21 protein-coding genes are annotated in these 24,196 nt (G+C 42.9%); 9 read left to right on the top strand and 12 right to left on the bottom strand.

Annotated features, from left to right (window positions below):
- The first annotated feature begins 93 nt into the window (after window positions 1–93).
- From OKIT_RS06815 to cydC, 5 genes are read left to right on the top strand one after another with little or no spacing between them, the layout of a single operon-like run.
- Window positions 94–1,266 (top strand): NAD(P)/FAD-dependent oxidoreductase, encoded by a 1,173-nt coding sequence (locus tag OKIT_RS06815; RefSeq protein WP_007746417.1) that lies wholly within the window; start codon window positions 94–96, stop codon window positions 1,264–1,266.
- 21 nt (window positions 1,267–1,287) lie between these two features.
- The gene (locus OKIT_RS06820; protein WP_007746419.1) at window positions 1,288–2,733 is read left to right on the top strand and encodes a cytochrome ubiquinol oxidase subunit I; all 1,446 of its coding nucleotides are present in this window, start codon (window positions 1,288–1,290) and stop codon (window positions 2,731–2,733) included.
- Window positions 2,730–3,749, top strand: coding sequence for a cytochrome d ubiquinol oxidase subunit II (gene cydB / locus OKIT_RS06825; RefSeq protein ID WP_007746421.1), 1,020 nt, complete (start codon window positions 2,730–2,732; stop codon window positions 3,747–3,749). The genes OKIT_RS06820 and cydB overlap by 4 nt, the downstream gene beginning before the upstream one ends.
- Complete coding sequence (cydD, locus tag OKIT_RS06830) at window positions 3,695–5,509, top strand: thiol reductant ABC exporter subunit CydD (RefSeq protein ID WP_148126030.1); 1,815 nt, start codon at window positions 3,695–3,697, stop codon at window positions 5,507–5,509. The genes cydB and cydD overlap by 55 nt, the downstream gene beginning before the upstream one ends.
- Complete coding sequence (gene cydC / locus OKIT_RS06835) at window positions 5,490–7,247, top strand: thiol reductant ABC exporter subunit CydC (RefSeq protein WP_007746425.1); 1,758 nt, start codon at window positions 5,490–5,492, stop codon at window positions 7,245–7,247. The genes cydD and cydC overlap by 20 nt, the downstream gene beginning before the upstream one ends.
- Here the strand turns inward: cydC and OKIT_RS06840 are convergent.
- Entirely contained in the window at window positions 7,227–8,231 is a 1,005-nt protein-coding gene (locus tag OKIT_RS06840; RefSeq protein WP_007746428.1) for a polyprenyl synthetase family protein, read from the bottom strand. The genes cydC and OKIT_RS06840 overlap by 21 nt on opposite strands.
- A gap of 113 nt (window positions 8,232–8,344) precedes the next feature.
- Here OKIT_RS06840 and OKIT_RS06845 point away from each other — a divergent pair, with 113 nt between their 5' ends.
- Complete coding sequence (locus OKIT_RS06845; RefSeq protein WP_007746429.1) at window positions 8,345–9,259, top strand: 1,4-dihydroxy-2-naphthoate polyprenyltransferase; 915 nt, start codon at window positions 8,345–8,347, stop codon at window positions 9,257–9,259.
- 31 nt (window positions 9,260–9,290) lie between these two features.
- Here the strand turns inward: OKIT_RS06845 and OKIT_RS06850 are convergent, their stop codons facing one another.
- The gene (locus OKIT_RS06850) at window positions 9,291–10,103 is read right to left on the bottom strand and encodes an SPFH domain-containing protein (protein WP_007746430.1); all 813 of its coding nucleotides are present in this window, start codon (window positions 10,101–10,103) and stop codon (window positions 9,291–9,293) included.
- 9 nt (window positions 10,104–10,112) lie between these two features.
- The gene (locus tag OKIT_RS06855; RefSeq protein ID WP_007746431.1) at window positions 10,113–10,454 is read right to left on the bottom strand and encodes a type II toxin-antitoxin system antitoxin; all 342 of its coding nucleotides are present in this window, start codon (window positions 10,452–10,454) and stop codon (window positions 10,113–10,115) included.
- A gap of 205 nt (window positions 10,455–10,659) precedes the next feature.
- On the opposite strand from OKIT_RS06855, the gene OKIT_RS06860 reads away from it, so the two are divergent.
- Window positions 10,660–13,197 (top strand): M1 family metallopeptidase, encoded by a 2,538-nt coding sequence (locus tag OKIT_RS06860; RefSeq protein WP_007746433.1) that lies wholly within the window; start codon window positions 10,660–10,662, stop codon window positions 13,195–13,197.
- 466 nt (window positions 13,198–13,663) lie between these two features.
- Here the strand turns inward: OKIT_RS06860 and OKIT_RS06870 are convergent, their stop codons facing one another.
- From OKIT_RS06870 to OKIT_RS06880, 3 genes are read right to left on the bottom strand one after another with little or no spacing between them, the layout of a single operon-like run.
- Window positions 13,664–14,302 (bottom strand): YdcF family protein, encoded by a 639-nt coding sequence (locus tag OKIT_RS06870; RefSeq protein ID WP_007746434.1) that lies wholly within the window; start codon window positions 14,300–14,302, stop codon window positions 13,664–13,666.
- Window positions 14,303–14,343: 41 nt separating this feature from the next.
- Complete coding sequence (locus OKIT_RS06875; protein ID WP_007746436.1) at window positions 14,344–15,513, bottom strand: DUF2075 domain-containing protein; 1,170 nt, start codon at window positions 15,511–15,513, stop codon at window positions 14,344–14,346.
- A 24-nt stretch (window positions 15,514–15,537) separates the two neighbouring features.
- On the bottom strand, window positions 15,538–15,900 hold the full coding sequence (locus OKIT_RS06880) for a MerR family transcriptional regulator (protein WP_007746437.1): 363 nt from the start codon (window positions 15,898–15,900) through the stop codon (window positions 15,538–15,540).
- Between the two features lie 531 nt (window positions 15,901–16,431).
- Between OKIT_RS06880 and OKIT_RS06890 the strand changes: the two genes are divergently transcribed.
- Window positions 16,432–17,769: an MFS transporter gene (locus OKIT_RS06890; protein WP_277868706.1), complete on the top strand. Its 1,338-nt coding sequence runs from the start codon at window positions 16,432–16,434 to the stop codon at window positions 17,767–17,769.
- 51 nt (window positions 17,770–17,820) lie between these two features.
- Here OKIT_RS06890 and OKIT_RS06895 read toward each other — a convergent pair whose 3' ends face one another.
- The 4 genes from OKIT_RS06895 to udk form a co-directional block, all read right to left on the bottom strand.
- The gene (locus tag OKIT_RS06895) at window positions 17,821–18,618 is read right to left on the bottom strand and encodes an alpha/beta hydrolase family protein (protein ID WP_007746440.1); all 798 of its coding nucleotides are present in this window, start codon (window positions 18,616–18,618) and stop codon (window positions 17,821–17,823) included.
- 11 nt (window positions 18,619–18,629) lie between these two features.
- Window positions 18,630–18,911, bottom strand: a complete 282-nt coding sequence (locus OKIT_RS06900) for a hypothetical protein (protein ID WP_007746445.1) — start codon at window positions 18,909–18,911, stop codon at window positions 18,630–18,632.
- A gap of 114 nt (window positions 18,912–19,025) precedes the next feature.
- Complete coding sequence (locus OKIT_RS06905; RefSeq protein ID WP_007746446.1) at window positions 19,026–19,907, bottom strand: diacylglycerol/lipid kinase family protein; 882 nt, start codon at window positions 19,905–19,907, stop codon at window positions 19,026–19,028.
- 102 nt (window positions 19,908–20,009) lie between these two features.
- On the bottom strand, window positions 20,010–20,645 hold the full coding sequence (gene udk / locus OKIT_RS06910) for a uridine kinase (RefSeq protein ID WP_007746447.1): 636 nt from the start codon (window positions 20,643–20,645) through the stop codon (window positions 20,010–20,012).
- Window positions 20,646–20,745: 100 nt separating this feature from the next.
- On the opposite strand from udk, the gene OKIT_RS06915 reads away from it, so the two are divergent.
- Window positions 20,746–22,062 carry a C1 family peptidase gene (locus tag OKIT_RS06915; RefSeq protein ID WP_007746448.1) on the top strand — a complete coding sequence of 439 codons (1,317 nt, stop codon included), beginning with the start codon at window positions 20,746–20,748 and terminating at the stop codon, window positions 22,060–22,062.
- A gap of 41 nt (window positions 22,063–22,103) precedes the next feature.
- On the opposite strand, the gene OKIT_RS06920 is transcribed toward OKIT_RS06915, so the two are convergent.
- Both OKIT_RS06920 and OKIT_RS06925 read right to left on the bottom strand, forming a co-directional pair.
- A complete protein-coding gene (locus tag OKIT_RS06920) occupies window positions 22,104–23,396 on the bottom strand; it encodes an APC family permease (RefSeq protein ID WP_007746449.1) in 1,293 nt (430 codons plus the stop codon).
- Window positions 23,386–24,135 (bottom strand): gamma-glutamyl-gamma-aminobutyrate hydrolase family protein, encoded by a 750-nt coding sequence (locus OKIT_RS06925; protein WP_007746451.1) that lies wholly within the window; start codon window positions 24,133–24,135, stop codon window positions 23,386–23,388. The genes OKIT_RS06920 and OKIT_RS06925 overlap by 11 nt, the downstream gene beginning before the upstream one ends.
- Between the last annotated feature and the right edge of the window lie 61 nt (window positions 24,136–24,196).

Consider the following 24,196-nt stretch of genomic DNA (forward strand, 5'->3'; position numbering starts at 1 on the left):
TTATAAGGTTTAATTGATTTGGAGCGGTTTCTCAGCTTTTAGGTCAATCCTGCAAATCAAAAATCTTGGGATTTTATCTATGGAGACGAGTTTATGAAAAAAATTGTTGTCTTGGGTGCGGGCTATGCCGGATTACGTACGGTTAAAGAGTTGATACGGTTAAAGGCGGATGCCCAAATCGTTTTGGTAAACAAAAATGATTACCACTACGAATCAACACAATTGCACGAAATTGCGGCCGGTACAAAAGAACCTGATGATATTACCTTTAAAATTATGGATGTTATCAGTCCAAAAGTTCATTTTGTTAAGGACGAAGTACTGAAGATCGATCGTTCAAAACGGCAGGTTCAGCTAAAAAATTCTCAAGCCATCAGTTATGACTACCTGGTTAATTGTTTGGGATTTGAATCGGAGACTTTTGGCATTAAAGGGGCTGACGAATTTGGTTTGCCTTTGATCGATGTGCCATCAGCTTTAGCGGCTAGGAAACATCTTGAAAAGACGCTTGCCAACTACAGCAAAAGTCAGGATGAGAACGATTTACATATTATTGTCTGTGGTGCAGGCTTTACTTCAATTGAATATTTGGGTGAACTGGTCTATCGTCTGCCCGAACTAATTAAAAAATACGATTTGCCAAAGGACAAAATCAAGATTTATTGTGTTGAGGCCGGACCGAAGATTCTGCCTATGCTGCGTCCCAACCTTGCAAAATATGCGATTGATTACTTGGAAAAACACGGTGTTGAAATTCATACGAACACACCAATTACTGAGATTACGGCCAATAGTGTCTTAAGCAAGGATCTGAGTTTTACTGCTAACACCATTATCTGGACGACCGGTGTCAAGGGCAGCCACGTCATCGCCGATTCTGGCTACCAGCAGCACCGCAATCGTGTGGCTGTGTCGACTGATTTGTCATTGCCTGATGATACAAATGAGTTTGTGATCGGGGATGTTTCAGCTGTGCCAAGTCCCGATGGCCGTTTTTATCCGACTACTGGACAGATCTCGATTGCAGAAGCGACGCTTGCAGCTAAAAATATTGTGGCCAAGCTGCAGGGAAAACCAACAGCACCCTTTGTCTTCAATAATCTCGGTACTGTCTGCTCTTTGGGACCCTTCAACGGTGTTGCCGAACTGCTATTGGCCGGTCATTGGCACTTAAAGGGCCTAAAAGTCGCACCTTTGAAGCGCATTGTCAATGATCGCTCGGTACTGGAATTAGCACATTTTAAGACGATGCTGGAGAGCAAATAAAGAGAAGGGAAGCCGAATCATATGTCTTATGTCCTCATGAATGTTATCTCGCTCTCACGTTTTCAATTCGCGATGACGACCTTATTTCATTTTTTGTACGTACCGCTTTCGATGGGTCTTGGGTTAATTGTTGCCATCATGGAGACGGCTTACGTCCACACTAAGAAACCCGTCTATTTAAAAATGACAAAGTTTTGGAGCAAAATTTTTCTTTTGAGTTTTGCTGTTGGCGTTGTCACAGGGATTATCCAGGAATTCCAGTTTGGGATGAACTGGTCCAATTATTCTCGTTTTATGGGCGATATTTTCGGCGCCCCACTCGCGATTGAAGCCTTATTGGCTTTCTTTTTGGAGTCGACGATGCTGGGTGTATGGATGTTTACTTGGGATAAATTCAAACCTGGCCTGCATGCCTTATTCATGTGGCTGACTTGGATCGGCTCTGTTTTGTCTGCTTTATGGATTTTGGCTGCCAATAGTTTTATGCAGCATCCGACCGGCTTTATGATTAATCGTGTGACTGGCCATGTTCGGCTGGTTAATTTTTGGTCGGTTCTGGCTAATCCACAGCTTTGGCGGGAATTTCCACATGTTGTTTTTGCCTCCTTCACGACTGGCGCAATGGTGGTCGCTGGCATGGCTGCCTTTGGCCTGCTTTGGAAACAGAATCATGATTTTCATATAAAATCCCTTCGAATTGCTTTGCTGGTCGGTTTGATTTCTTCTGGACTCGCCGTTGCCACGGGTGATATGCAGACGCAGTTTATTATTAAAGACCAGCCAATGAAGTTTGCTGCCACAGAAGCAGTTTACAAAGATACTGGCAGTCCCGCCCCTTGGCGGGTTATTGCCTTGATTGATACAAAGAAAAAAGCGGTCAACCCGTCGATTGATGTGCCATACATGCTTTCTTTGCTGTCGTATCACAAATTGACGGGTTCTGTGACCGGTATGAATTCGGTCAGCCGAGAGCTGCATGCTAAGTATGACAAAAAATTCGGTCAAAACATGGATTACTACGTCCCAGTGAAAACACTTTTCTGGAGTTTTCGTGTCATGGCCGGAGGCGGCATGCTGGTCTTTTTGATCAGTTTGCTAGGACTTTTCTTTAGCCGTGCCAAAAAAGATTTGTTGTCAAAAAGTAAATGGATGCTATGGGTTTTGGGCATCATGACTTTTGTGCCCTTTGTCGTTAACAGCTGCGGTTGGATTATTACGGAAATGGGCCGTTATCCATGGGTTGTATATGGGCTGCAGACAATTGCCGATGCCGTTTCACCAACAAGCACCGTAGGAGCCTTGCTCTTTACGAATATTGTTTATTTCCTGCTCTTTTCATTTATTGGTGCGTTTATGTTTTATTACGCAAGGAAAACGCTGATCGATGGGCCGGATAAAGAGGAAGATGAGGATAGCGCTTATGCGCAGCCAGTGGATCCGCTTGATAAGGAGGTTTTTAACTCATGACATTTTTACAAATTCTATGGTTTGTCGTGATCGGCATCCTGTTTGCGGGGTTTATCTTTTTTGAAGGCTTTGATTTCGGGATCGGGATGGCAACTCGCTTCTTCGCAGTGGATGACCAAGAACGCCAACAAGTTTTACGGTCGGTTGCGCCGCATTGGGATGGCAACGAAGTCTGGCTGATCACAGCCGGCGGAGCTATGTTTGCCTCTTTTCCACTATGGTATGCAAGCCTATTTTCAGGTTATTACATTCTCTTGTTTTTGATCTTGATCGCATTGATTTTCCGAGGCGTGTCCTTTGAGTTCGGCGTTCATGCACAGACAAAATTTGAACGGTCGACTTGGCTTTGGGCTAATTTTATCGGCTGCTTGTTTGCACCTTTTTTGCTGGGCATGATGCTGACTAGTATGATTCAAGGCGTCCCGATGGATGCACAAGGGAACGTCTGGGCTGGATTTGGTGTCGTCGTTAATTGGCTATCGGTCGTTGGCGGCTTAGCAGTGACATATTTGTGTTTTATCCATGGCCTGAATTATTTGAGTTTGAAAACGAAAAACGACCTGCATGCGCGTGCGATGAATATGGCGGATAAGCTGTACTGGCTGGTTTACCCGGTATTGGTACTTTTTGCCTTACTCGCTATTTTTCAAACTGATTTCTTTGCCCGCCATGTGATTAGCAGTAGCGTCATCCTAATTGTGATTGTGCTGCTGACGGTTTGGGGTCATATTAGCGCGCGTTTCGGTCATAGTGGGCATGCCTTTCTGGCCTCGGGTTTAAGTCTAATTTTGATTATGGCTTTTATATTTAACGGCATTTTCCCTCGGGTCATGATTGCAACGCAAAGCAAAAACGACCTCTTAATCCACAATGCTTCTGCGTCGCCATTAACGCTGGACATCATGACTGGTGTACTGCTTGTATTGCTGCCGATTGTTCTGATTTATTTCGCTTGGAGTTATTGGATTCAGCGTCGGACCAAGGTAGATTTGGCAAATGGGAGCGAGACCTACTAGGCCGCTTTTACATGATTGATGAGCATCTTTGGAAACTGCCTGGAATTAAACGCCGCCTGATCTATTCAACCATTTATGCCCTCTTAAAGGGGCTGGCAATTGTTGGACAAGCAGCGTTTTTAACACAGGCACTGACAGCCGCTTGGCGCTTGCAGATCAATTCAGCCTGGTATTTTGCCACGCTGTTTTTTTTCATTTTTTTCTGTCTGCGCCAATTCTTTGACTGGTTGCAAACACGACAATTAAGCAGTTTTGCGGCAAAAACAGCCTATTATTTGAAACAACAAATCGATGCCAAAATTCTGCTTCAAGGACCAGCAATCGTTGATCATTTGGGCAGCGGTAATTTGCTGACTTTAAGCTATGAACGGGTCGACCAAATCAGAATTTATCTGGAAACGATTTTGGCACGGTTTACAGACTTGATGACCATTCCCTGGCTGATTCTGATCTATGTTTTTTGGCAGAATTGGCAGAGCGGTCTGATTTTATTTTGTTCTTTGCCTCTGATTGTATTTTTCATGATAATTTTAGGTTTGGCGGCTCAAAAAAAAGCTGATGCCCAATATGCTGACTTTGCCGCTTTGAATAATCATTTTCTTGACGCAGTTCGCGGACTGGAGACATTGAAGATGCTGGCTGTTAGTCAAAAATACAGTCAAAGTGTTAAAACAGCTAGCGAAGACTACCGCAAAAAAACAATGTCTGTCCTACAAGTGGCGTTCACATCTTCTTTTGCCTTAGATTTTTTTACAACATTATCCATCGCGATTGAAGCGGTCATGTTAGGGATTGCTTTAATTAATCGGCAGCTGCCCTTGGCGCCAGCTCTGGCAGTTTTGATCGTTTCCCCAGATTTCTTTTTGCCGCTGCGCCAATTTGGTGAGGATTATCATGCTAATTTAGACGGTAAGAATGCACTCCATGAATTGTCCGCACTTTTAGAAATGCAGGCACCAAAGAGAATAGTGATGCGGCCAGCTGATTGGTCACAAGAATCGCAATTAAGTCTGTCTCATTTGTCCTATCGCTATGCTGAAAATGCTGATGCAGTCCAAGATCTTAATTTGACGATTCACGGTTTTTCTAAAATCGCAATTGTCGGGATGTCCGGGGCAGGGAAGTCGACGTTACTGAATCTCTTGGCTGGTTTTTTACAGCCGGATCAGCCAAATCCTGCATTTAATCTGGATGGCCAATCGCTAATGAGCTTGAATGCTGACAGTTGGCAAAAGCAATTGAGTTACATGCCGCAGAACCCTTATCTGTTTTCGGCAAGCATTGAAAAAAATATCGCTTTCTATGATCCACAAGCAAGCCGTCAACGTATTCTGGCAGCAGCAGATCAAGCAGGCTTAAGTCCGTTTCTGGAAAACCTCCCAAATGGCTTAGACACCCAAGTGGGAGAGTCTCATCGAGGTATTAGCGGCGGGCAGGCACAGCGAATTGTTTTGGCGCGGGCTTTATTGGATCCCAAACGGCGTATCTGGTTAATGGATGAACCGAGTGCCCACCTCGATATTGAAAGCGAATATGCATTGAAACAAACGATTCTGCCACTGACCGATCATCGATTGCTGATCTTAGCCACTCATCGTCTGCATTGGCTGAAACAAATGGACTGGATTGTCGTGATGAAAGCCGGCCGCATTGTGCAGCAAGGAAGGCTGGACGATCTCATCAATCAGCCTGGTGAGTTAAAAAATATGTCTGACAGTTTGGCGACGGAAGGAGATTTGCATGCGGCAGCGGATATCTAAAACGATGCGTTTATTAAAACAAGACCACTGGTTCATTCAATATCTCAAAAAGGATCGATTGCGCCTTGGCCTGCTTTTACTGATTGCATTGATGACCATTTTTTGTGCGATGGCGCTCATGTTTACCTCGGGTTTTCTCATTAGTAAATCCGCACGTCACCCCTATAATCTTTTTGTTGTCTATGTACCGGTTGTTCTGACGCGGGCTTTTGGTATAGGAAGACCAGTGTTCAAATATTTCGAGCGGCTTGAAAGCCACGACTGGGTTCTGCGGATCGTTTCTAAACTACGTGCTGATCTTTACAGCCGCCTGGAAAGACAAGGGTCATTTTTGTCGCGACATTTTCAAACTGGCCGTTTATTAGGCTTATTTGCCGATGATTTGGATCATTTAGAGAACTTTTACCTGCGAACGATTTTCCCAATCAGCATTGCTTACCTGCTTTTCTTTCTGCTGGCAGCTGTCATGGCTGTTGTTGACTGGCGCTGGGCAATATTAGTCGTTTGTTTGATGCTGATTGTCTTGCTGCTTTTGCCGGTGGTCGCTTTGTCCTTAGCGTGGGAAAAAGATCAGCACGAAAAATCTTTAACTAAAAAACAGTATCAAGACTCGGCAGAGGCACTTTTTGGATTGACTGATTGGCAGATTTCTGGGCATCGAGCAGATTTTTTGCAAACAGTTGGCCAGGGCAATCAACAGTTAAGCAGAATTAAAAACAGTAATGACCAGCACCAGAATAATATGAGGCTGCTTTCAGAACTGTTTTTTGCTTTAGCTGCTCTGACACTTTTGTTTTGGAGCAGTCAGCATCTCACCAACAGCCAAAATGCCGCCAATTTTGCTGCCTCAGTCATTCTGGCTTTCTTTCCTTTGATGGATACCTTTGTGCCAGTCATAAAAGCTGCAGCTGATCTGCCTTTGTATTTTTCATCGTTAAACAGCTTGAATCAGCTTAGCCGGCAAACGATGCTACCTGCAGCCGTCACACAATCCAATAAATCTCATTTTGATAAAATTTGTTTTCAAAATGTTTCTTTTACATACGGCGATGAAAAAAATCCTTTACTTGACCATTTTTCCTTAACCATTAATCGTGGCGAAAAAATTGCGATTCTAGGTCCTAGCGGTGAAGGCAAAACGACCTTATTGCAGCTTTTGATCGGTGATTTACAAGCTGACCAAGGTGAAATAAGTTTTGATGAAGTTCCGGTCGACCAGCTGCAGCAAAAACGTGCTGCAAATTTTGCTTATCTCAATCAAGCACCCTTTATTTTCAACAGCACAATTTTAAATAATGTTCGATTAGGCAATGAACAAGCTGATGACCAGCAGGTCGTTAAAGCTCTGAACCAAGCTGGTTTGACAGATTTGATTCAGCAATTACCTGCAGGAATCGAAACTCAAGTGGGCGAGAGCGGCCATTTACTGTCTGGCGGTCAGCGGCAGCGAATCGCTTTGGCGCGTATCTTGTTAAAAGATGCGCCAATTCTGCTCTTGGATGAACCGACACTGGGTCTTGACCCGGTCACTGAGCACAGTTTGATGCAGACGATTTTTCGCAATCAAAAAGACAAGACAATGTTTTGGATTACACACCATTTAGCAGGTCTTGAAAAAGTCGATCGGATCATCTTTTTAGAGAAAGGCAAAGCAGCCATGTCTGGCAGTCCACGAAGCCTTTATGAGACCGAACCACGTTTTAAAAAACTCTACGATTTAGATTTGGGCAGAATCTAACTGAGATTGGATTTGTTTGATCAATTTTTGCAATTCTTTGATCTCATCTTCCGGCTGAAAGAAATCAAGATTTTTTTGAGCTTCTAAGAGGAAATGCTGGCAAATTTCCCGGCTGCTTTGAAAATATTCTGAATGGCTTTGGAAAAATCCGATCACTTGATTAAGACCGGGATGGTCGTTTTTTAAAATTGCCTGAAAATCAGCATCAGCTAAAGCTAAGATAATCGGGAGTGTGTAGACACCCTCTTTGAGATCTTCGAACTTGGGCTTGCCGGTCTTTGCGGTCATATCCAAATCCTGCAGATCATCGATCATCTGAAAAGCCATGCCGAGATTTTCGCCGAATTGATATGCCGCCTGCAAAGTCGTCTTGGCATCTTGCAAATGCTGAATACCAGATCCTAGCCAGAGGCCCGATACAGCCGACAGACTGAATAGGGCAGCTGTTTTACCTTGAATGGCTTGATAATAATCAGCTAACTGGATATTGTGATTGAAGCGCATACGATCTTGAATCAATTCGCCGGAAAGAATTTTTTCCATCATATCTGCGTGATAGCGGATAAAATCGTTTGACGGGGAAACCGCAATCAACAGCTGAAAATATTTTGTAAAAAGCTGATCACCAAGATAAATGGTGTCTTTATTGCCAAAAAAATGCTGTAAGGTCGTTAATCCGCGACGCTGATCAGCATCATCAACCACGTCATCGTGGACTAAAGTCGCTAGGTGCAGGACTTCGATGGCGGCTGCGCCTTGATGAACATCTGCTAGAGTGGCTCGATTAAGACCGTTTGAAAGGTGCAGGCCATAGCGTCCAAAAAGGTTGGCAAGTGTGGCACGCAGCATTTTGCCATTCTGTTTGAGCATGTTTTCGACTTTATCCTGATAAGGCTTAATTGGAAAACGCTGTTTGGCCAATATATCTCTGACTGCTTTTGCATCCTGGCTGGCAAAATGATATCCCTGAAAAAGTGTTGCCATGTTTCTCCTTACTTTTACTAGTTGGGCTGCATTTGAACAAAGCAGTAATTTCTAGTACTATCTTACCCGAGTCGCGGCAGGCTGTCTAATATAATAGTCATGAGGTTAGAGATATGAATTTGAAAGTTTTTTTGGAATTAGTTGAGATTAAAGCCAAGACGGCCAGCATTTTTCCTTTTTTGCTGGGCCTTTTGTACAGCGCTTATCATTTCAAGCAGGTCAATTTAATCAGCTCGCTGATATTTTTTATTGCCATGCTGCTGTTTAATATGGCAGTCGACATCAATGATAATTATCAGGATTATAAACGAGCGCAGCGTCATCATGCTGATGAGTTTCGTCTGAAAACCAATGTGATTGGTGTCAATCATTTGTCCATCAAAGCCGTTGGCAGATTAATGGTCAGTTTTGTCACGATAAGTGCTCTGCTGGGTATTTGGCTGGTCAGCAGGTCTGGCTGGCTGCTGTTGATTCTGGGGATTTTTTGTTTTGCCGTCGGCTATTTATATGCAGGAGGCGCCAAACCCTTGTCGGCATTGCCACTAGGCGAATTCTTTTCAGGATTTACAATGGGCTATATGATTTTTTTAATCACGCTTTATTTGAATTTGGCACCGCAAAAATCGCTAAGCTGGCTGATTGTGTGGCAGGCGTTTTTGCCGATTGGTTTGCTTGCTTTGGCGATTGCGGCATTGCTTCTGGCAAACAATATTTGTGATCAGAAAGAAGATTTGGCATTAAACCGCCGGACGATTGTCTATTATCTTGGCAAACGGCGAGCACTGATTCTCTTTAATCTTTTGTATTTACTGGGATTTGTTTCTCTTGTCTGCGCTGTTTGGCTGAATCTGCTGCCGAAAATGTCTTTGCTGACCCTGCTCGTGATACCGATTATTTGGCACAATCTCAAAGCTTTTAATGCAAAACAAGTCAAAAAGGAGACATTCATCCTAGCAGTGAAAAATCTCTTGGTTCTGTCCTTAAGCTGTACTGTTGCTGTCGCACTAGGCGTTTTGCTGCACATATAAAAAAGCACCCCAGATAGCGGTGCTTTTATTTTTAGTGGCTATTCAGCAATTTGCCAACAACTGGAATCTGCCCCAAAGAGGCAACTTGGTCGCTCGAAACAACGATCGTATTCGAATTAGATTTGGCTAAATCGGAAAAAGCGTTAATGCTTTGATTCTGAAAGTATTTGTCGTCGGCTTCTCTTAAACCAGCCTGGACAGTATCGATACGATACTTTTCGGCATCGGCCCGGCTTTTGGTTGCATCTGCCTCAGCTTTGGCAGTGGCCATAATCGCATCATTTTTGGCTTTAGTCGTTAATTCAATCGATTTGGCTTCACCTTCAGCCTGTGCGATTGTGGCAACACGCTCACGATCGGCCGTCAGCTGTTTGTCCATGGCTTCTTGAATGGCACGGGAAGGGGTCAATTCATCGATATTGATTCGGTCAACATTGATGCCGTAAGTGTTTGTCAAATCACCAATGGCTGTTGCCAATTCTTGGTTAATCCGAGCCGTTGCGCCGAGCGCTTCATTGAGGTCCATGCGTCCGATAATGTCACGAAGATGTCCACGAACCAATTGTGCCATTGATTCGACCGAATCCGTGTTTTCATATTCGTATTTCACTGCATCGGTCACGTGATAGTTCAAAGTGACGCTAGCCGATACATCTGCGTTATCTTTTGTGATAACCGAATAATTCGGCAGTTTGAGCGGGTTCATTGCCAAACTGACTTTTTTAATTCCCTGAAAAAAAGGAATATAAAAGTGAATTCCGGGTTCGACGCTGTTGCGGTATTTGCCCAAAGTTTCCACCAGACCGCGATTGTTCTGCGGTACGATCTTGAAAAATATTGCCATGTGTTTCTCCTAATTTGTTTCTTCAATTTTTCTTAGCGTTAAAACATTGCCGCTCGCTTCTAAAATAACGTAATTAGCCGTTTTATCGACTTTTTGGTTATCCTCGATCAAGTAGCGGTAATAGATACCGGAAACATCGACAAGGCCGTTTTTGTCGTTTATTTTCCTGCCTGGCACAGTCGTACCGACAAATTGTCGATCTTCAAAAGAACTGTTTTCAACATTTTTCTCAAGGACTTTTGTAATATAGGAATTCACACTCCGCTGATCCGCTGCGGCCAACCGCGTGATTTTCTCATGCAGTTCCGGATCTATTCGAAGCGCAATATTGCCAGATTTCTTCTCAACCACTTAGATACCTCCTGACCGTCATTGTAAATATCGTTTTGATATCATAATGATATAAATATTGTAGCATCTTTTGAAGCTTTAAAAACGTTTTTCGCTCAATCATATCTTTCTTGGATTACACTAAATGTTATAGCACGACGGTGTTTTTGATAAATAGCCTAGAGCCGTATCAGCACTGTTAGCAGCACGTTCTGAAAGGTGAGAGATGACAGAGTTTAAACATTTTTTTGAAACATTCCAGCCGGATCACTATGATATCTTTTTGGATATCAATCGCGGCACGAAAAAGATCAACGGCCAGGTAACCGTCACTGGTGAAGCTAAGACTGATTCCGTTTCGCTTCATGGCAAGGATTTAGCGGTAGCTTCAGTCAAAAGCGAGGGGAGAGAGCTGCCTTTTACGCTGGATAAAGACACTGATGCGATTGCTATTTCGCTGCCAAAAGCAGGTAAGACTAGCCTGACAGTTGATTATTCAGCAAATTTGACAGATACAATGATGGGTATTTATCCATCATATTATGAGTTGGATGGTGAAAAAAAGCAGATTATCGGCACGCAGTTCGAGACGAATTTTGCTCGTCAGGCATTCCCATGTGTCGATGAGCCGGAAGCCAAGGCGACTTTCAGCCTTGCGATTAAGTTCGATGAGCAGCCCGGCGAGACGATTTTGGCCAATATGCCTGAAAAACGTTTTGAAAATGGTATCCATTATTTTGATCAGACAGTCCGTATGTCGACTTATCTAATCGCTTTTGCCTTCGGAGATCTGCAGAGCAAGACAACGAGGACTAAAAGCGGCGTGAAAATCGGCGTTTATGGGACTAAAGCACACAAATCCGATGAATTGGATTTTGCTTTGGATATTGCTAAACGCTCGATTGAATTTTACGAAGACTTTTACCAGACACCGTATCCATTGCCACAATCGAATCAGTTGGCTTTGCCTGACTTTTCTGCCGGTGCGATGGAGAACTGGGGACTTGTTACGTATCGTGAAGCCTACCTGCTATTGGACCCGAAAAATACCTCGCTTGAAGTCAAACAGCTGGTTGCCACGGTTGTCGCTCATGAATTGGCTCACCAGTGGTTTGGCGATCTTGTCACAATGAAGTGGTGGGATGATCTCTGGCTGAACGAAAGTTTTGCCAACATGATGGAATATGTGGCCGTTGATGCCTTAGAACCTGATTGGCATATTTGGGAAACCTTCCAGATATCTGATTTGCCAGCCGCACTGCAGCGGGATGCGACTGATGGTGATCAATCCGTGCATGTCCAAGTTGAGCATCCGGCTGAGATAGACGCCTTGTTCGATGGCGCCATTGTCTATGCCAAAGGTGCCCGTATGCTTGTGATGGCGCGTGCTTTGATTGGAGATAAAGCCTTAAGAAAAGGTTTGAAAAATTATTTTGCTGCACATCATTATGGCAATGCGACCGGCGCTGATCTTTGGGCAGCTCTTGGCGATGCATCTGGTATTGATGTTAGTGCTGTCATGAATTCTTGGTTGGAACAGCCTGGTTACCCAGTTGTTACAGCAAGCGTTGTTGATGGCAAACTCACTTTGTCTCAGCAGCAGTTTTTCATTGGCGAACACAAAGAAGCTGGCCGTCAATGGCAGATTCCTTTGAATAGCAATTATGATGCTGTGCCAGCGCTGATGACTGAAAAGACGCTTGAAATTGGTGATTACACTGCTTTGCGTGCTGAATCAGGCAAGCCTTTCCGTTTGAATGTCGGCAACAATTCTCATTTCATTGTCAAATACGATCAGACTTTGCTGGACGACATTTTGTCCGATACACAATCCTTAGACGCCATTGCACAATTGCAGATTTTACAGGATTTGCGTCTGTTGGCCGATGGTCGTCAAGCTTCTTACGCTGACCTTGTCCCGCTTTTGACTCATTTTTCTGACAGTCATGCCATGCTGGTCAATGCAGCTTTGTACCGGCTGGCTAATAATTTAAAGAAATTTGTCTCAGCTGGTTCAGATGAAGAAAAAGATTTGCAGGCCTTTTTCAATCAGCTTGGGAGTGAGCAGGTAACACGTTTGGGCTGGATGCCAAAACCCGGTGAATCCAATGATGACCAGTTGACCCGGCCATATGTACTGAGTGCCGTTTTGTATGCGAAAAATCCGGCAGCAATTGCCTCGGCTCATGATCTGTTTGCTAAGAATGCTGATAATTTGATTGCTTTGCCAGCTGATATTCGTCTCTTCGTCCTGAGAAATGAGATGAAGAATTTTGCCAGCGAAAGTTTGTTCAACGACTTCTTCGCTGCTTATCGTAATACCTCTGACGGCAGCTACAAATCAGATTTGCGAGCCGCACTGACGAGTGTCTCTGATCCAGCCTTAATTGCAGCTTTAATTGGCAAATTTGAAGATGCCGATACAATCAAGCCACAGGATCTTCGCGGATGGTATCGCGGTGCTTTGGATAACGATGATGCTCAGCAGGCTGCCTGGGACTGGTTCAGGAATGATTGGGACTGGCTGGAGAAAACAGTTGGCGGCGATATGGAGTTTACGACTTATATTACGGTCACTGCCATGGTCTTCAAGACGGCCGATCGTTTGGCTGAGTTCAAAGCCTTTCTGGAGCCGAAAATCAACACACCAGGCCTTACACGTGAGATTGTCATGGATACAAAGGTGATCGCTAGTCGTGTTGACTTAATTGAAGCAGAAAAAGATGCTGTTCACGCGGCTGTAGCTAAAGCAATTAAGGATTGATTTAAAGTTTTTCTGAAAACGCCTCAGGGCGTTTTTTATTTAGTTGATTAATAGGAATTGCAAGCCAAGCAGTGCGACGTTTGGTCACTTTAATATAACTTTGAATAATATATATTATGTAAACTAAAATATATTTATCTGTATCTAGGACATAAAACGCCAGTAACTTGTATATATCAATCAAACAAAATCATTCATCAAAGTCCCCTGTAATACTCCGACAAAATTTTGCAAGTGTTAAGACAGTTAATTATTGCGTTTATCTAAAAACTTATATGTACAATATCCAACAATCATAATAAATACTAGATAACTGAATTCAAGCACATGGTTCGGCAATGATGCCTTGTTATTGTCTAGAAAAAACATGATAACTGCACTGACGGTTGCTGCAGCGATGTATTTGATCTTATTTGTCATTCTGTTTATAATCCTTTTCCAATAAAATTCACGTAAAAAATTAGTTTCATGGCGCAATTTCAAGAGGCGAGATGTCTCCCCTTTGACCGTAGTATAGGATTCTCAAATATTCACCCCATACTCTGGAACGGCCAACACTGCTAGCCATCCATTGTTCTCGACTTACTGGTTGACCTGAGTATTCTGCATCAAATGTATAAGGGACATATTTGATGGTTGAAGGCAGGTATTTAGTGAGTGTTCTTAGCTGCCTGCCGGCTGCATGGCTTTTGCAAACAAACATCAAACTATTTATTTGAGAAAAGTCAAAAACATTCAGTGCAAATTTAACGTTTTCCAGCGAATTGGTGGATAATTTTTCAGCAAATATTTGGCCGCTGGGAACGCCATGCGCCAACAAATAATCAATAATGACATCTGCTTCAGTTTTGTTGCCAAACTGCCATTCAGGGTGTTTGACGCCTGTTAAACTGTTGCCGCCAGTGACGATAATCTTTTTCACACCTGTTTGCTTATAAGCCTCTAACGCTTTTTCCCAATGACCAGGATGCGTGCCGCTAAATACAAAAAGCGCATCACATTTTTTAATTTCTTTTTTTGGACCGAATACGACATTGGTTAAAAAATCTATCTCAGCCTCTGTCAGGTCCGGTACCTCAGGACTTTTAGGAATAATTGGATGCATGGCTTTTTCCTCTCTTTTTTAACGACTAAATTGCAACGGCCTTAGTTTTTGTTCTCATACAGATCCACGAGACGTTTGCGTAAAGCATCATCATAAGCCGTCAGATACAAACCGTATTTGCCACGCTTAATCAGCACATTCAGGACATTAGCAATAAAATCTTTGTATTCTTCCCTCGTGAATTGAATGTCTTGGCGCTTTTTGAAAATTTCTTTGTGTGAATATTTTTCCGGGATAATCGTCATACTGTCTGTCTTTTCGTCATAGCCGAAAGATGGCCCGATAATCATACCGACATAATTCAAATCAAATCCTTGGAGCGTGTAAATCGTCCCGACTTGTGCAATGGAAGAGGTCCTCTTAGCCCAGTGTGTCCGCTGCGGATCCCATTCATCCCAAGGCAGAGAAAAAGTATCCATTTCAACATTGTGGCGGCCATCAATACGAGGAAAACCCGAAGTTGCCACCACCCTGCTTAAGCCGGCTTCTTGGTTTTTCTTTTTGATTTGTTCATACAAAGCACCAGCAGTCGAAAACACTTTGAAGTCAAAATTACTGTTTGTCGGAAAGGGTTTTAAGGGCTTTTCGGCAGTTAAATCATCCATCCAGCGGACTTGGTCATCGCTAGCAACCATGCGGTACTGGAAATCCATATTAAACAGCTGATAAGGATGATCGCCAATCGTTTGCCTTAATAATTTTTTAGACCAATACATTTTTGACTGGAAGACTTGCGCAAAATCATAAACAACCACGACAATTTTGGCTAAATTCATCAAGTCTGTCAGCTGATTTTGGCCCCGATAATGCGCATAAGGTTCCGATTTGGAATAAAGCAAATGTGCCTCATCAACGAAAATAACATCATATTTCCAATGATTTTTTTCGGCATGATTAATCAGCGGCGTCGGGCGTAAAATATCTTTTTCAGCCATGCCAGGTATATCATCTGCTAAATCTTGATAAGCCTTGAAGAGTTCAGGATGATTAACTACCAAAGCCGTTTTATAACGTTTATCGGTCATATATTTTGTGACCAGGCGCATCAAAACCACTGACTTGCCAGTGCCGGCAGCCCCTTCGATAATGGCGACGGCATGCTGTTTGCCATTGAGATATTTGCCAATGAAAGTGTTCATGTCGGAGATAGTCTTGTTTTGGCTATCCGATAAATGGTCAATCATAAATTGGTCTTTTAGAATTTTATTCAATGCGATTTCGCTCCTTATAGTCGATTATTGCGCCATTAGCAAATCTTTTAGTTGATTTGAAACGCGAGTTAGTCTTTCTTTTCTTTGTTCGATTCTTTTGAGTTCTTGTTCAGCCCTTTTGATTTCCGTTTCGACTAAGGCTAAGTTTTGCTGCCATTGTTCGCTAGTTGAACAATTAATATCATGCTGCTGCTTGATTTTTTTAATTAATTCGATTGAAAATCCAAGCTGCTTTAGTTGAATGATTTCATTGTATGCTATGATCTCTTGCCTCGTAAAAACGTATTTACCAGCAGATTTACTTGGCGATAGCAGATCCTCTTCAATATAAAAACGAACCGTATCACGTGTTGCGTCCACGGCAGTCATGAATTCTCTTAATTGCATGATGATTCCCTCTTGCCAAGGGGTCAACCCCTTGTGTTTCAATTATTTTATCAAAAAAGGAGCATCACTCTTGGCAATTATAACTGAGGTTCTTATTTATTTGTACGCGGCACTTATGATAATCGCGACTTTCTCGGCTCGATCGAAAATGCCGATCTGGCTTTTTGGCGCAAATCTGATATCTGGGATTTTACTGGCCTGCTTTCAATTGAATCCTATTTTTCTGAGAATCGGACTGCTGGCACTCATTACTGTCGCAATATTAAACGGCTCGCTCATGAATAAAAAAATTCACCTCAGCCACTTGCTTTTGCGACTGCTGATATCTTTACTTTTATATTTACTTTTTACGACTTTTCATTAACGCTGTTCTATAACGCTATTATTTTGACAAACAACACTTCTTCCTACTAGAACAAGCCTCAGTATTTACTTTTAGTTAATTGTTTCGATCAAAGAAGGTGTTCAAATACGACTAGCAGAAATCATCGATCAGTTTCGATTTCTCAAAAACCGTTTTCCGGAATTTTCATCACTGCTCTTCTATTAGGAGCGGCCCTAAATCCAATCAACGATACACTAATTTCCACGGCGCTTGTGCCAATTGCTCATAGTTTCCATATTGCAGTTGCTCAAACGGTTTTACTTGTCTCCGCGCCCTACTTAGCTTGTGCTGTCGCCCAACCGACTGCCGGCAAACTGTCTGAACAGATTGGCCCGCGCAAAACATTTCTTTCAGGCGTGATCATGGTTCTCCTAGGCGGTATTTTAGGTGGACTCAGTCAAAATTTGATTTCTCTAATTGTTTCTCGAGTCATTATCGGGATTGGAACATCAGCCGGTTATCCGTCGGCCATGTTCATGGTACGAGCTCGCGCTAAAAAAGCCGGGATGATCAATGCGCCAGGTGGTGTACTAGCAGCCTTGGCTGTTGTGGGCCTGACCTTTATTGCAGTAGGCCCGCCAATTGGTGGTGTACTTGTAGCCAACCTGGGTTGGCGCATGATTTTCTTCATTAATGTACCCTTTGCCTTGCTGACGATTTTGTTCATCTTTATTGGCGTGGAGGCCGACGAACCTCTGGTGCATCAGAGCATTAAAAGTTTATTGATGCGTATCGATATTATCGGTATTTTGGGATTTGCTGTGATGATTTCAGCTTTGCTGCTGTTTTTAATCTCAATCCCTTCACCTGAATGGATAAGTTTCATCGTTTTCTTGATTGCGGGTTTTCTGTTCGTCATCTGGGAATTACGTATACAGACACCATTTTTCGACATCAAGGAACTGCTTTCCAATACACAATTAATGCTGACATATTTAAGAACCATGATCGCCATGCTCGGCGCCTATATTATTTTGTACAGCTTGCCTCAGTGGCTCGAAGATGCGCATGCTTATCCTGCCGATACGGCTGGCTTGATGATCGTGCCAATGGGAATTGTGTCAGCGATCGTTTCCACTTTGATTTCTAGAAAAGGCTTTGTTCTGGGGTCTTTTATTGCAACTGGTACATCTACTGTGGCTGGTGGTATTCTGCTGACTTTGTTAGGCGGAAACAATACACTTTACTTGTCTCTGATAGTGACTGCTGTGTTCGGAATTACTTTAGGAGCTGCTATGGGCGGCGGTCAGTTGGCATTGTTCAAACAAGCGAATCCACAACGAGTCGGCACTGCTTCAGGCTTATTAAGAACATTCACTTATTTAGGCTCAATCAGCGCTTCTTCGGTCACCGGGATTGCTTTTCATCAGTCAGTCAGTGATCCTGGACTCCATGCAATCGGCCTGGTTGTCGCGATTTTAGGCGTCGTCATTTTGTTGATTACTTTAGCGAATCATTTGAGCCATGAGAGAGTGAAATCTTAATTTGAAACAACGATCTTAAAAAATAAAGCAACCCAGTAGTTGCTTTATTTTTTATGCTTTTAAAGTTTCTCTAATGGCAGTTATTGTCCTCTTCCAAACGCTCGCATATGGATTGATGAGATCAAAATGGTTGGCATCCGGATCTAAAATGAGTTGGATATTGTCGTGAAGTTTTTCGGCTTTTTCAGCATATTGTATCGTCATACTGCTTGGTACGTAATCATCTTTTAGGCCCTGTACGAGAATTTGCGGAATCTGCATTGGTAGCAGATCAAAAGGAGAAGCCAATTGATAGTCAACTTTTTTATTGACTGGTGTTCCTGCCATCAGGTCTGTGACGGGACTATGTTTGCCTAAAATTGTATCGCGTTGCCAGGCATCCTCTAAATTAGAAACAGCGGCCAGGCTGACAACAAGTCTAGGCTTGACCGATAAACGATGAATATTATCAGATTGGTCTAGTGCTTGATTCCGGTATTGCAAGCCAGCCCATAGTGCTAAATGGCCGCCTGCTGAATGGCCAAGAATGATGACACGATGCTTATCAATCGGCCAGCTATACGCCAGTTCCGTCAAAAAATCGATGGCATCAATGACGTCGTTAAAAGTGTCTGGCCATCCTGCGCCCGTTTCACCAATTCGTCGGTATTCGATATTCCAAACTGCATAGCCGCGTTGATTCAGATCATTTGCCAGTGCCTGAAGTTGTGTGAGGTCAGCAAAAGATTGCCAAAAACCGCCATGAATCATAACAATTATTGTGTATTTATCATGCTTTTCTTCCGGCAGACTCAGTAGACCGAATTGTGACGGGGCTTTGCCGTAATAAATTTTTTTACCAGTAAACATTAACACCAGCGTTATAACGATTTCTTTGGTTCTACTGCAGCAGGCTGATGAATGATTTTATTAATGATAAAAACAGCCAATAGCCAAATGACGACAAAACATGCATAGATGATCAAAGACCGCCAAGTCAGTGCGAAACTGATCTCTTTTGTCGCTTGACTGCTGGCTTTTAAACCCATGAAGTTTGTCATCGTAGCCCCTTTCGTAATCTGAAAGAGCGTCACAATATAATCGGCAATAAAAGCCACCAGGTATACGGTGGTTGCTATGCCTATTTTTCCAATGGTTTGCATTAAAAAACTCCCTTCTGTTTTCCAAAGCAAAATTAAAATTTTATGCTGCTGTTGTCAAATCGAGGATTTCTCCTTGTAAACAATCTTAAGCTTATAAACTGATTTTCGGACCTATCAATCTGTAAACACTTGCAGAAAATCTTCGTGCCAGAGCAGTCGTATCGGTAATTTTGGTCCAGGATCACCATCGATTCTCGTCTGAAGCGGATGATTGGTATTTTTACTTGTTATCAGCATGTTGCGCAATTCAAAAAAAGTCAGACTCTCCGAACCGCGAATATTGCCTGTCAGTGCGAAGTAAACATAGCTCGGACTTTTAAGCAGACTCATGTTGTGGAGAATCGTCGCATGCAGTCCTCCCAAAGGGTGATCAATATACTTGCGACCGCCAACATTGCTGCTGGTCGTAATCAGGCACATCCAAATTTTATAGTCAGCCTGAAAACTGTCACTTTTAAATTCAATCTGCTGCGACCCGGACTTATTCAGGTTTTTCATGGCCTGCAAAAAATAGACAATTTTCCCAAATTTTCTCTTATCTTCTTGGCGGACATCGTTGGAAAGGTCAGCCAGACTGCCAAAGGTTAAGGAACTGATGATCGCTTTGTCATCGCCGCAAGAACCGATATTAAAGCTTTTTGTGCGGCCTTTTAAAATAATGTTAACGGCCGATTTTTCATCATTAGGAATCTTAGCCGTTTTGGCAAAATTATTGACCGTCCCGCTCGGAATCAAACCAACAGGGACCGTTTTCCCACCTTGCAAAAAAGCTGTGGCGACTAAATTTAATGTGCCATCGCCGCCGATTACAATAATGGCATCAACCTCGTTCGCGGCTTTTTTAATGGCCGAAATTGCATCATCAATATCTTCGCCAGTAATAAAAGCTGACTGGATATTCTGGCCGGACAAGGAAATTGCTAATCTTTGTGCAACTTGTTTAGCTTGTCCGTCACCAGCGTTTGCATTGAAAAAAATACCATACTTTTTTGTCATCGCATCTTCCTCGAAAACTCGGCCAAAATCGCCAAGTGTCAGATCTATTTTCCTTTTAGGACTAGGGTCTTTATCATAATATATTTGCCGACAGCATTGCCATCAATTAGGCAGAACAGATTTAATCTGGTTAATCAACAAATCTATCCCGATGCGATTACTCTTCCCTTCCGGAATAATCACGTCAGCGTATCGTTTGGTTGGTTCGACAAATTGATGATACATTGGTTTGACGGTTTTCAAATATTGATTAATCACGGATTCAGTCGATCTGCCGCGCTCAATCATGTCCCTTTTGAGGCGGCGGATAAAACGAATATCGTCATCGGTATCGACAAAAATTTTAATATCGAGCAGATTGCGGATTCGTTCATCAACAAACAGCAGGACACCTTCGACAATAATGACTCTGGCCGCTTGCATCGGCAGTGTTTTAGCTGAACGGGTATAGTTTTCATAATCGTAAATCGGCAGATCAATGGCCTGATTCTGCTTCAGTTTTAACAGATCTTCATACAGCGAATCCATATCAAAGGCATCTGGATGATCATAATTGACACTTTTTCGTTCCGCCATCGTCATGTCTTTTTGGTCATTATAAAAAGCGTCTTGCGGAATAATGGCCACTGATTGATCTTTAAGATGTTCGTAAATATCTTGGGCAATGGACGTTTTCCCGGAACCAGAACCGCCGGAAATACCAATAATTGTGACCTTATTTTTCTTAGATGTCTGCATTACTTTACTATTGTTCTATTCTGGGCTATATCTGTCAATGATAATTGTGATCGATCGCACGATTTTGTTTTAAGATAAAAATTAAAACAGAGGTAGATAAATGGCATCAGCTTTAACAAATGATGATTTAAATGAATTACGAGAGGCTCTGGCTAAAGACGACCGAGCCGGTGTATTAACGAGAACAATTACAAAAAACGGTATTCGCAACAGCAGTTTTGACAATCAAGCTGCCGCACGTTTGAACCGCACCTTTTCGGTCGAAGTTGAGACTGGACAAGTAACTAATCAAAAACGCAGCGGCCGCTGCTGGGAATTTTCATTATTAAATACCTTGCGGCACCAGTTTGCTAAAAACTATAAAGTTAAAGACTTTGAGCTGTCTCAGAATTATTTGTTTTTCTGGGACAAGATTGAACGAGCCAATATTTTTTATCACAATGTTCGGCAGACTGCAGATAAAGCCATAGATGACCGTTTTGTCCATATGTTGTTTAACCAGCCCGGGGAAGATGGCGGTCAATGGGCCATGGCGGCGGCGTTAGTCGAAAAGTACGGTGTTATGCCGGCTTATGCGATGCCAGAAACTTATAACACAGATAACACGAGCGATTTTCAAGAAGCCATGAATAAAAAATTGATCAAAGATGGTTTCAAACTGCGCGATATGGCCAAGTCCGGCAGCAGCAAAGATGAATTGGATCAGGCTGAGAAGAAAATGCTGCAGGAAGTTTATCGCATGGCCGCTTATTCTTTTGGCGAGCCGGCTAAAACCTTTGATTTAGAATACCGTGACGATGATAAAAAATACCATCGCGAAGCTGCCTTAACGCCGCAGGACTTCTTTAAAAAATATTTTAAAGTTGATTTTGATGATTATGCCGTTGTGACCAATTCGCCTGATAAAGCATTTAACCAGTTGTACAGCCTGCCAAGTCAGGACAATGTCTTAGGCGGACGGGATATCGAATTTTTAAATGTGCCAATCGATGTGTTGGAAAAAGCAGCAATTGCTCAGCTTCAGAGTGGCGAAACAGTTTGGTTTGGCAACGACGTTCTTCAGCAGATGGACCGTCAAAGCGGTTTATTGGATGGACATTTATTTGACGAATCTTCCCTCTTTCAAGTTGACCTGAATATGACTAAAGCGCAGAGATTAACCAGCGGCGAAGGAACGGTCTCGCATGCCATGACTTTAACTGGCGTTGATTTAATCGATGGTCAGGCAGCAAAATGGAAAGTTGAAAATAGCTGGGGAGATAAATTAGGCGATAAAGGCTACTTCGTCATGAGTCCTGATTGGTTTGAAGACTATGTCTATGAAGTTGTTGTACATAAGGATTTTCTGCCGGATGATCTAAAAGCTGTTCTGAAACAGCAGCCAACCGTTTTGCCAGCCTGGGATCCGTTAAGCTGAAATTTGTTTATAAAAAAAGCCTCATGATTAGATGAGGTTTTTTAATGCTTGTGATAGGCGGTTAGGAAATAAAATGGCACAGCGACGACTAGAGCACCTAATCCCCAAAAGAGCTGCTGCGGATTTGTCTGAATCAGTAGCCATAGGCTGATAATCAGAGCAACAGCCGGAATCACGGGACCGAGCGGCAGCTGAAAAGCACGCGCCTGCCCTTTTTTCGTCTTGGCAAAGACAAAAACCGCGATAATCGTTGGAATATACTGGGCAAAACGCGAGACAGCCGAAATCAGCGCTAAATTCGCAAATGTCGAGTTAAATAAGGCAATAATCAGGGAAATAGTCGTTGACACAATAATCGCAACGTATGGGGCGTTTTTGCGATTCTTTTTGGCTAATAAAGATGGCATCATTTTATTTTCAGCTAATGCAACGCCAGATCTTGGCGTAATGAAAGATGAAGCCACCAGCAGGCCGCCGATTGATATCAAGGATCCGGCAGCAATTAAATCACGTCCAAATGTGCCGATCGCTTGACCAAGTGCGTCCATCAAAGGCGTTGCTGAATTTGCCAGGCCATAGCCCATCATGCCGATCGCAGTCACTTGAATCAGCACGTAAACCAGCGTTACAACTGAAATAATCAGAATGATTGCACGCGGCAGATTTTTTTGTGGATTTTTCATCTCGCCTGCAGCGACTGAAATACCTTCAAAACCCGTAAAAGCAAAGAACATCGTCAAAGCTGCCTGCCCGAAACTGCCAGATGTATAACTGCCATTAGGGAAAAAAGGCGTAAAATTGTTTCCCCGAATAAAGAAGAGGCCGATTGCAATAAAGAGCAGTAACGGCAGCAGCTTGCTGACTGTGACAAAATTATTGACAATTTTAGTCAGCTGAACGCCGGAAATATTAATCAGAGCCAGCAGAAACAATAATACGGCAACCGTGATCATACGTGCGGTATTGCTGGATAATGCTGGTATAAAGGAGCCTAAAATAGTAGCAAAAGCAACTGCAGCTGTTGCTTCAGCAATAATTCGAATGGCCCAAGTAACGAACCCTACTTCGTAACCGACAAAATTACCAAAAGCTTCTTTTGCATAAAGGTATGGACCGCCGTTTTTATCGAAAAAGTTCGCATCCTGAGCAAAACAGAGTGCAATCGTGGCAACTAGTACAGCATCCAGCAACAGGACCAGAATACTAGCCACACCAATTAATTTCATTGGTGCACTTGGCAGCAGGAAGATTCCCGATCCGATAATGCCATTAATACCGAATAGAACAATACTCCAAAAGCCTAATTTTTGTTTTTGTGTTGTCTTATCTTCCACTTGCTGTCCCTGCTCGATCTATAAAATTTTGAAATATTGCCAGTTGTTCCGGAAAACGCTGCCACATGCTCTCAGGATGCCATTGAACTGCAATAACCTGATCGGAACCAACACTCTCTATGCCCTCAACGACGCCATCGGGTGCCTTTGCCGTGACTTTTAAGCCTGCACCAAGTTCTTTAACAGCTTGATGATGGCGAGAATTGACAAAACCTTCTTGGCCGAGAATTTTAGCTAATTCGCTCCCCTTTTCCATCGTAATGCGATGAGTAGGAAAAGCACCTTCCGTTGGAGATTGGCGATGTTTAATCTTCAGGTCTGGATACTGAGCTGCCAAGTCTTGGTAAAGATTGCCGCCTAAAGCGACGTTGATTGATTGAATGCCTCGGCAGATACCGAAGATCGCTTTACCAGCCTTCACTGCCGCTTTGATCAAACTCATTTCAAATTGATCACGTTCATAAAATGTTCCGCCTAATTGAGGAATCGGATCTTCGCCGAAGAATCTCGGATCAATATCGGGTCCGCCTGGAATTAATAAGCCATCGAAGCCGGCGACTAATTGGTCCATGTCGCTTTCCTGAATTGAGACGGGTGCCGGCAAAATAACAGCGATGCCGCCAACTTGATTAATGGCTCGTACGATATCCCTGGGTGCGTAATCAATGGCCTGATCGTTAGAAGACATTGATTGCGAGCGAGAAATATCAGAGGTAATTGCAATAATTGGTTTTTTCATATTGTGAGTAATTTTAACAAAGGAAGCCTAGAAAATAAATAAAAAAACACCAAACTCTTAA

The sequence above is a fragment of the Oenococcus kitaharae DSM 17330 genome (assembly GCF_000241055.1).
In the GTDB taxonomy this organism is placed as follows: domain Bacteria; phylum Bacillota; class Bacilli; order Lactobacillales; family Lactobacillaceae; genus Oenococcus; species Oenococcus kitaharae.

Bases quoted from the DNA above. Each gene is read 5' to 3' on its own strand.
- OKIT_RS06815 (WP_007746417.1), top strand. From the start codon at position 94: ATGAAAAAAATTGTTGTCTTGGGTGCGGGCTATGCCGGATTACGTACG.
- OKIT_RS06820 (WP_007746419.1), top strand. From the start codon at position 1,288: ATGTCTTATGTCCTCATGAATGTTATCTCGCTCTCACGTTTTCAATTC.
- cydB (WP_007746421.1), top strand. From the start codon at position 2,730: ATGACATTTTTACAAATTCTATGGTTTGTCGTGATCGGCATCCTGTTT.
- cydC (WP_007746425.1), top strand. From the start codon at position 5,490: ATGCGGCAGCGGATATCTAAAACGATGCGTTTATTAAAACAAGACCAC.
- OKIT_RS06840 (WP_007746428.1), bottom strand. From the start codon at position 8,231: ATGGCAACACTTTTTCAGGGATATCATTTTGCCAGCCAGGATGCAAAA.
- OKIT_RS06845 (WP_007746429.1), top strand. From the start codon at position 8,345: ATGAATTTGAAAGTTTTTTTGGAATTAGTTGAGATTAAAGCCAAGACG.
- OKIT_RS06850 (WP_007746430.1), bottom strand. From the start codon at position 10,103: ATGGCAATATTTTTCAAGATCGTACCGCAGAACAATCGCGGTCTGGTG.
- OKIT_RS06860 (WP_007746433.1), top strand. From the start codon at position 10,660: ATGACAGAGTTTAAACATTTTTTTGAAACATTCCAGCCGGATCACTAT.
- OKIT_RS06870 (WP_007746434.1), bottom strand. From the start codon at position 14,302: ATGCATCCAATTATTCCTAAAAGTCCTGAGGTACCGGACCTGACAGAG.
- OKIT_RS06880 (WP_007746437.1), bottom strand. From the start codon at position 15,900: ATGCAATTAAGAGAATTCATGACTGCCGTGGACGCAACACGTGATACG.
- OKIT_RS06895 (WP_007746440.1), bottom strand. From the start codon at position 18,618: ATGTTTACTGGTAAAAAAATTTATTACGGCAAAGCCCCGTCACAATTC.
- OKIT_RS06900 (WP_007746445.1), bottom strand. From the start codon at position 18,911: ATGCAAACCATTGGAAAAATAGGCATAGCAACCACCGTATACCTGGTG.
- OKIT_RS06905 (WP_007746446.1), bottom strand. From the start codon at position 19,907: ATGACAAAAAAGTATGGTATTTTTTTCAATGCAAACGCTGGTGACGGA.
- udk (WP_007746447.1), bottom strand. From the start codon at position 20,645: ATGCAGACATCTAAGAAAAATAAGGTCACAATTATTGGTATTTCCGGC.
- OKIT_RS06915 (WP_007746448.1), top strand. From the start codon at position 20,746: ATGGCATCAGCTTTAACAAATGATGATTTAAATGAATTACGAGAGGCT.
- OKIT_RS06925 (WP_007746451.1), bottom strand. From the start codon at position 24,135: ATGAAAAAACCAATTATTGCAATTACCTCTGATATTTCTCGCTCGCAA.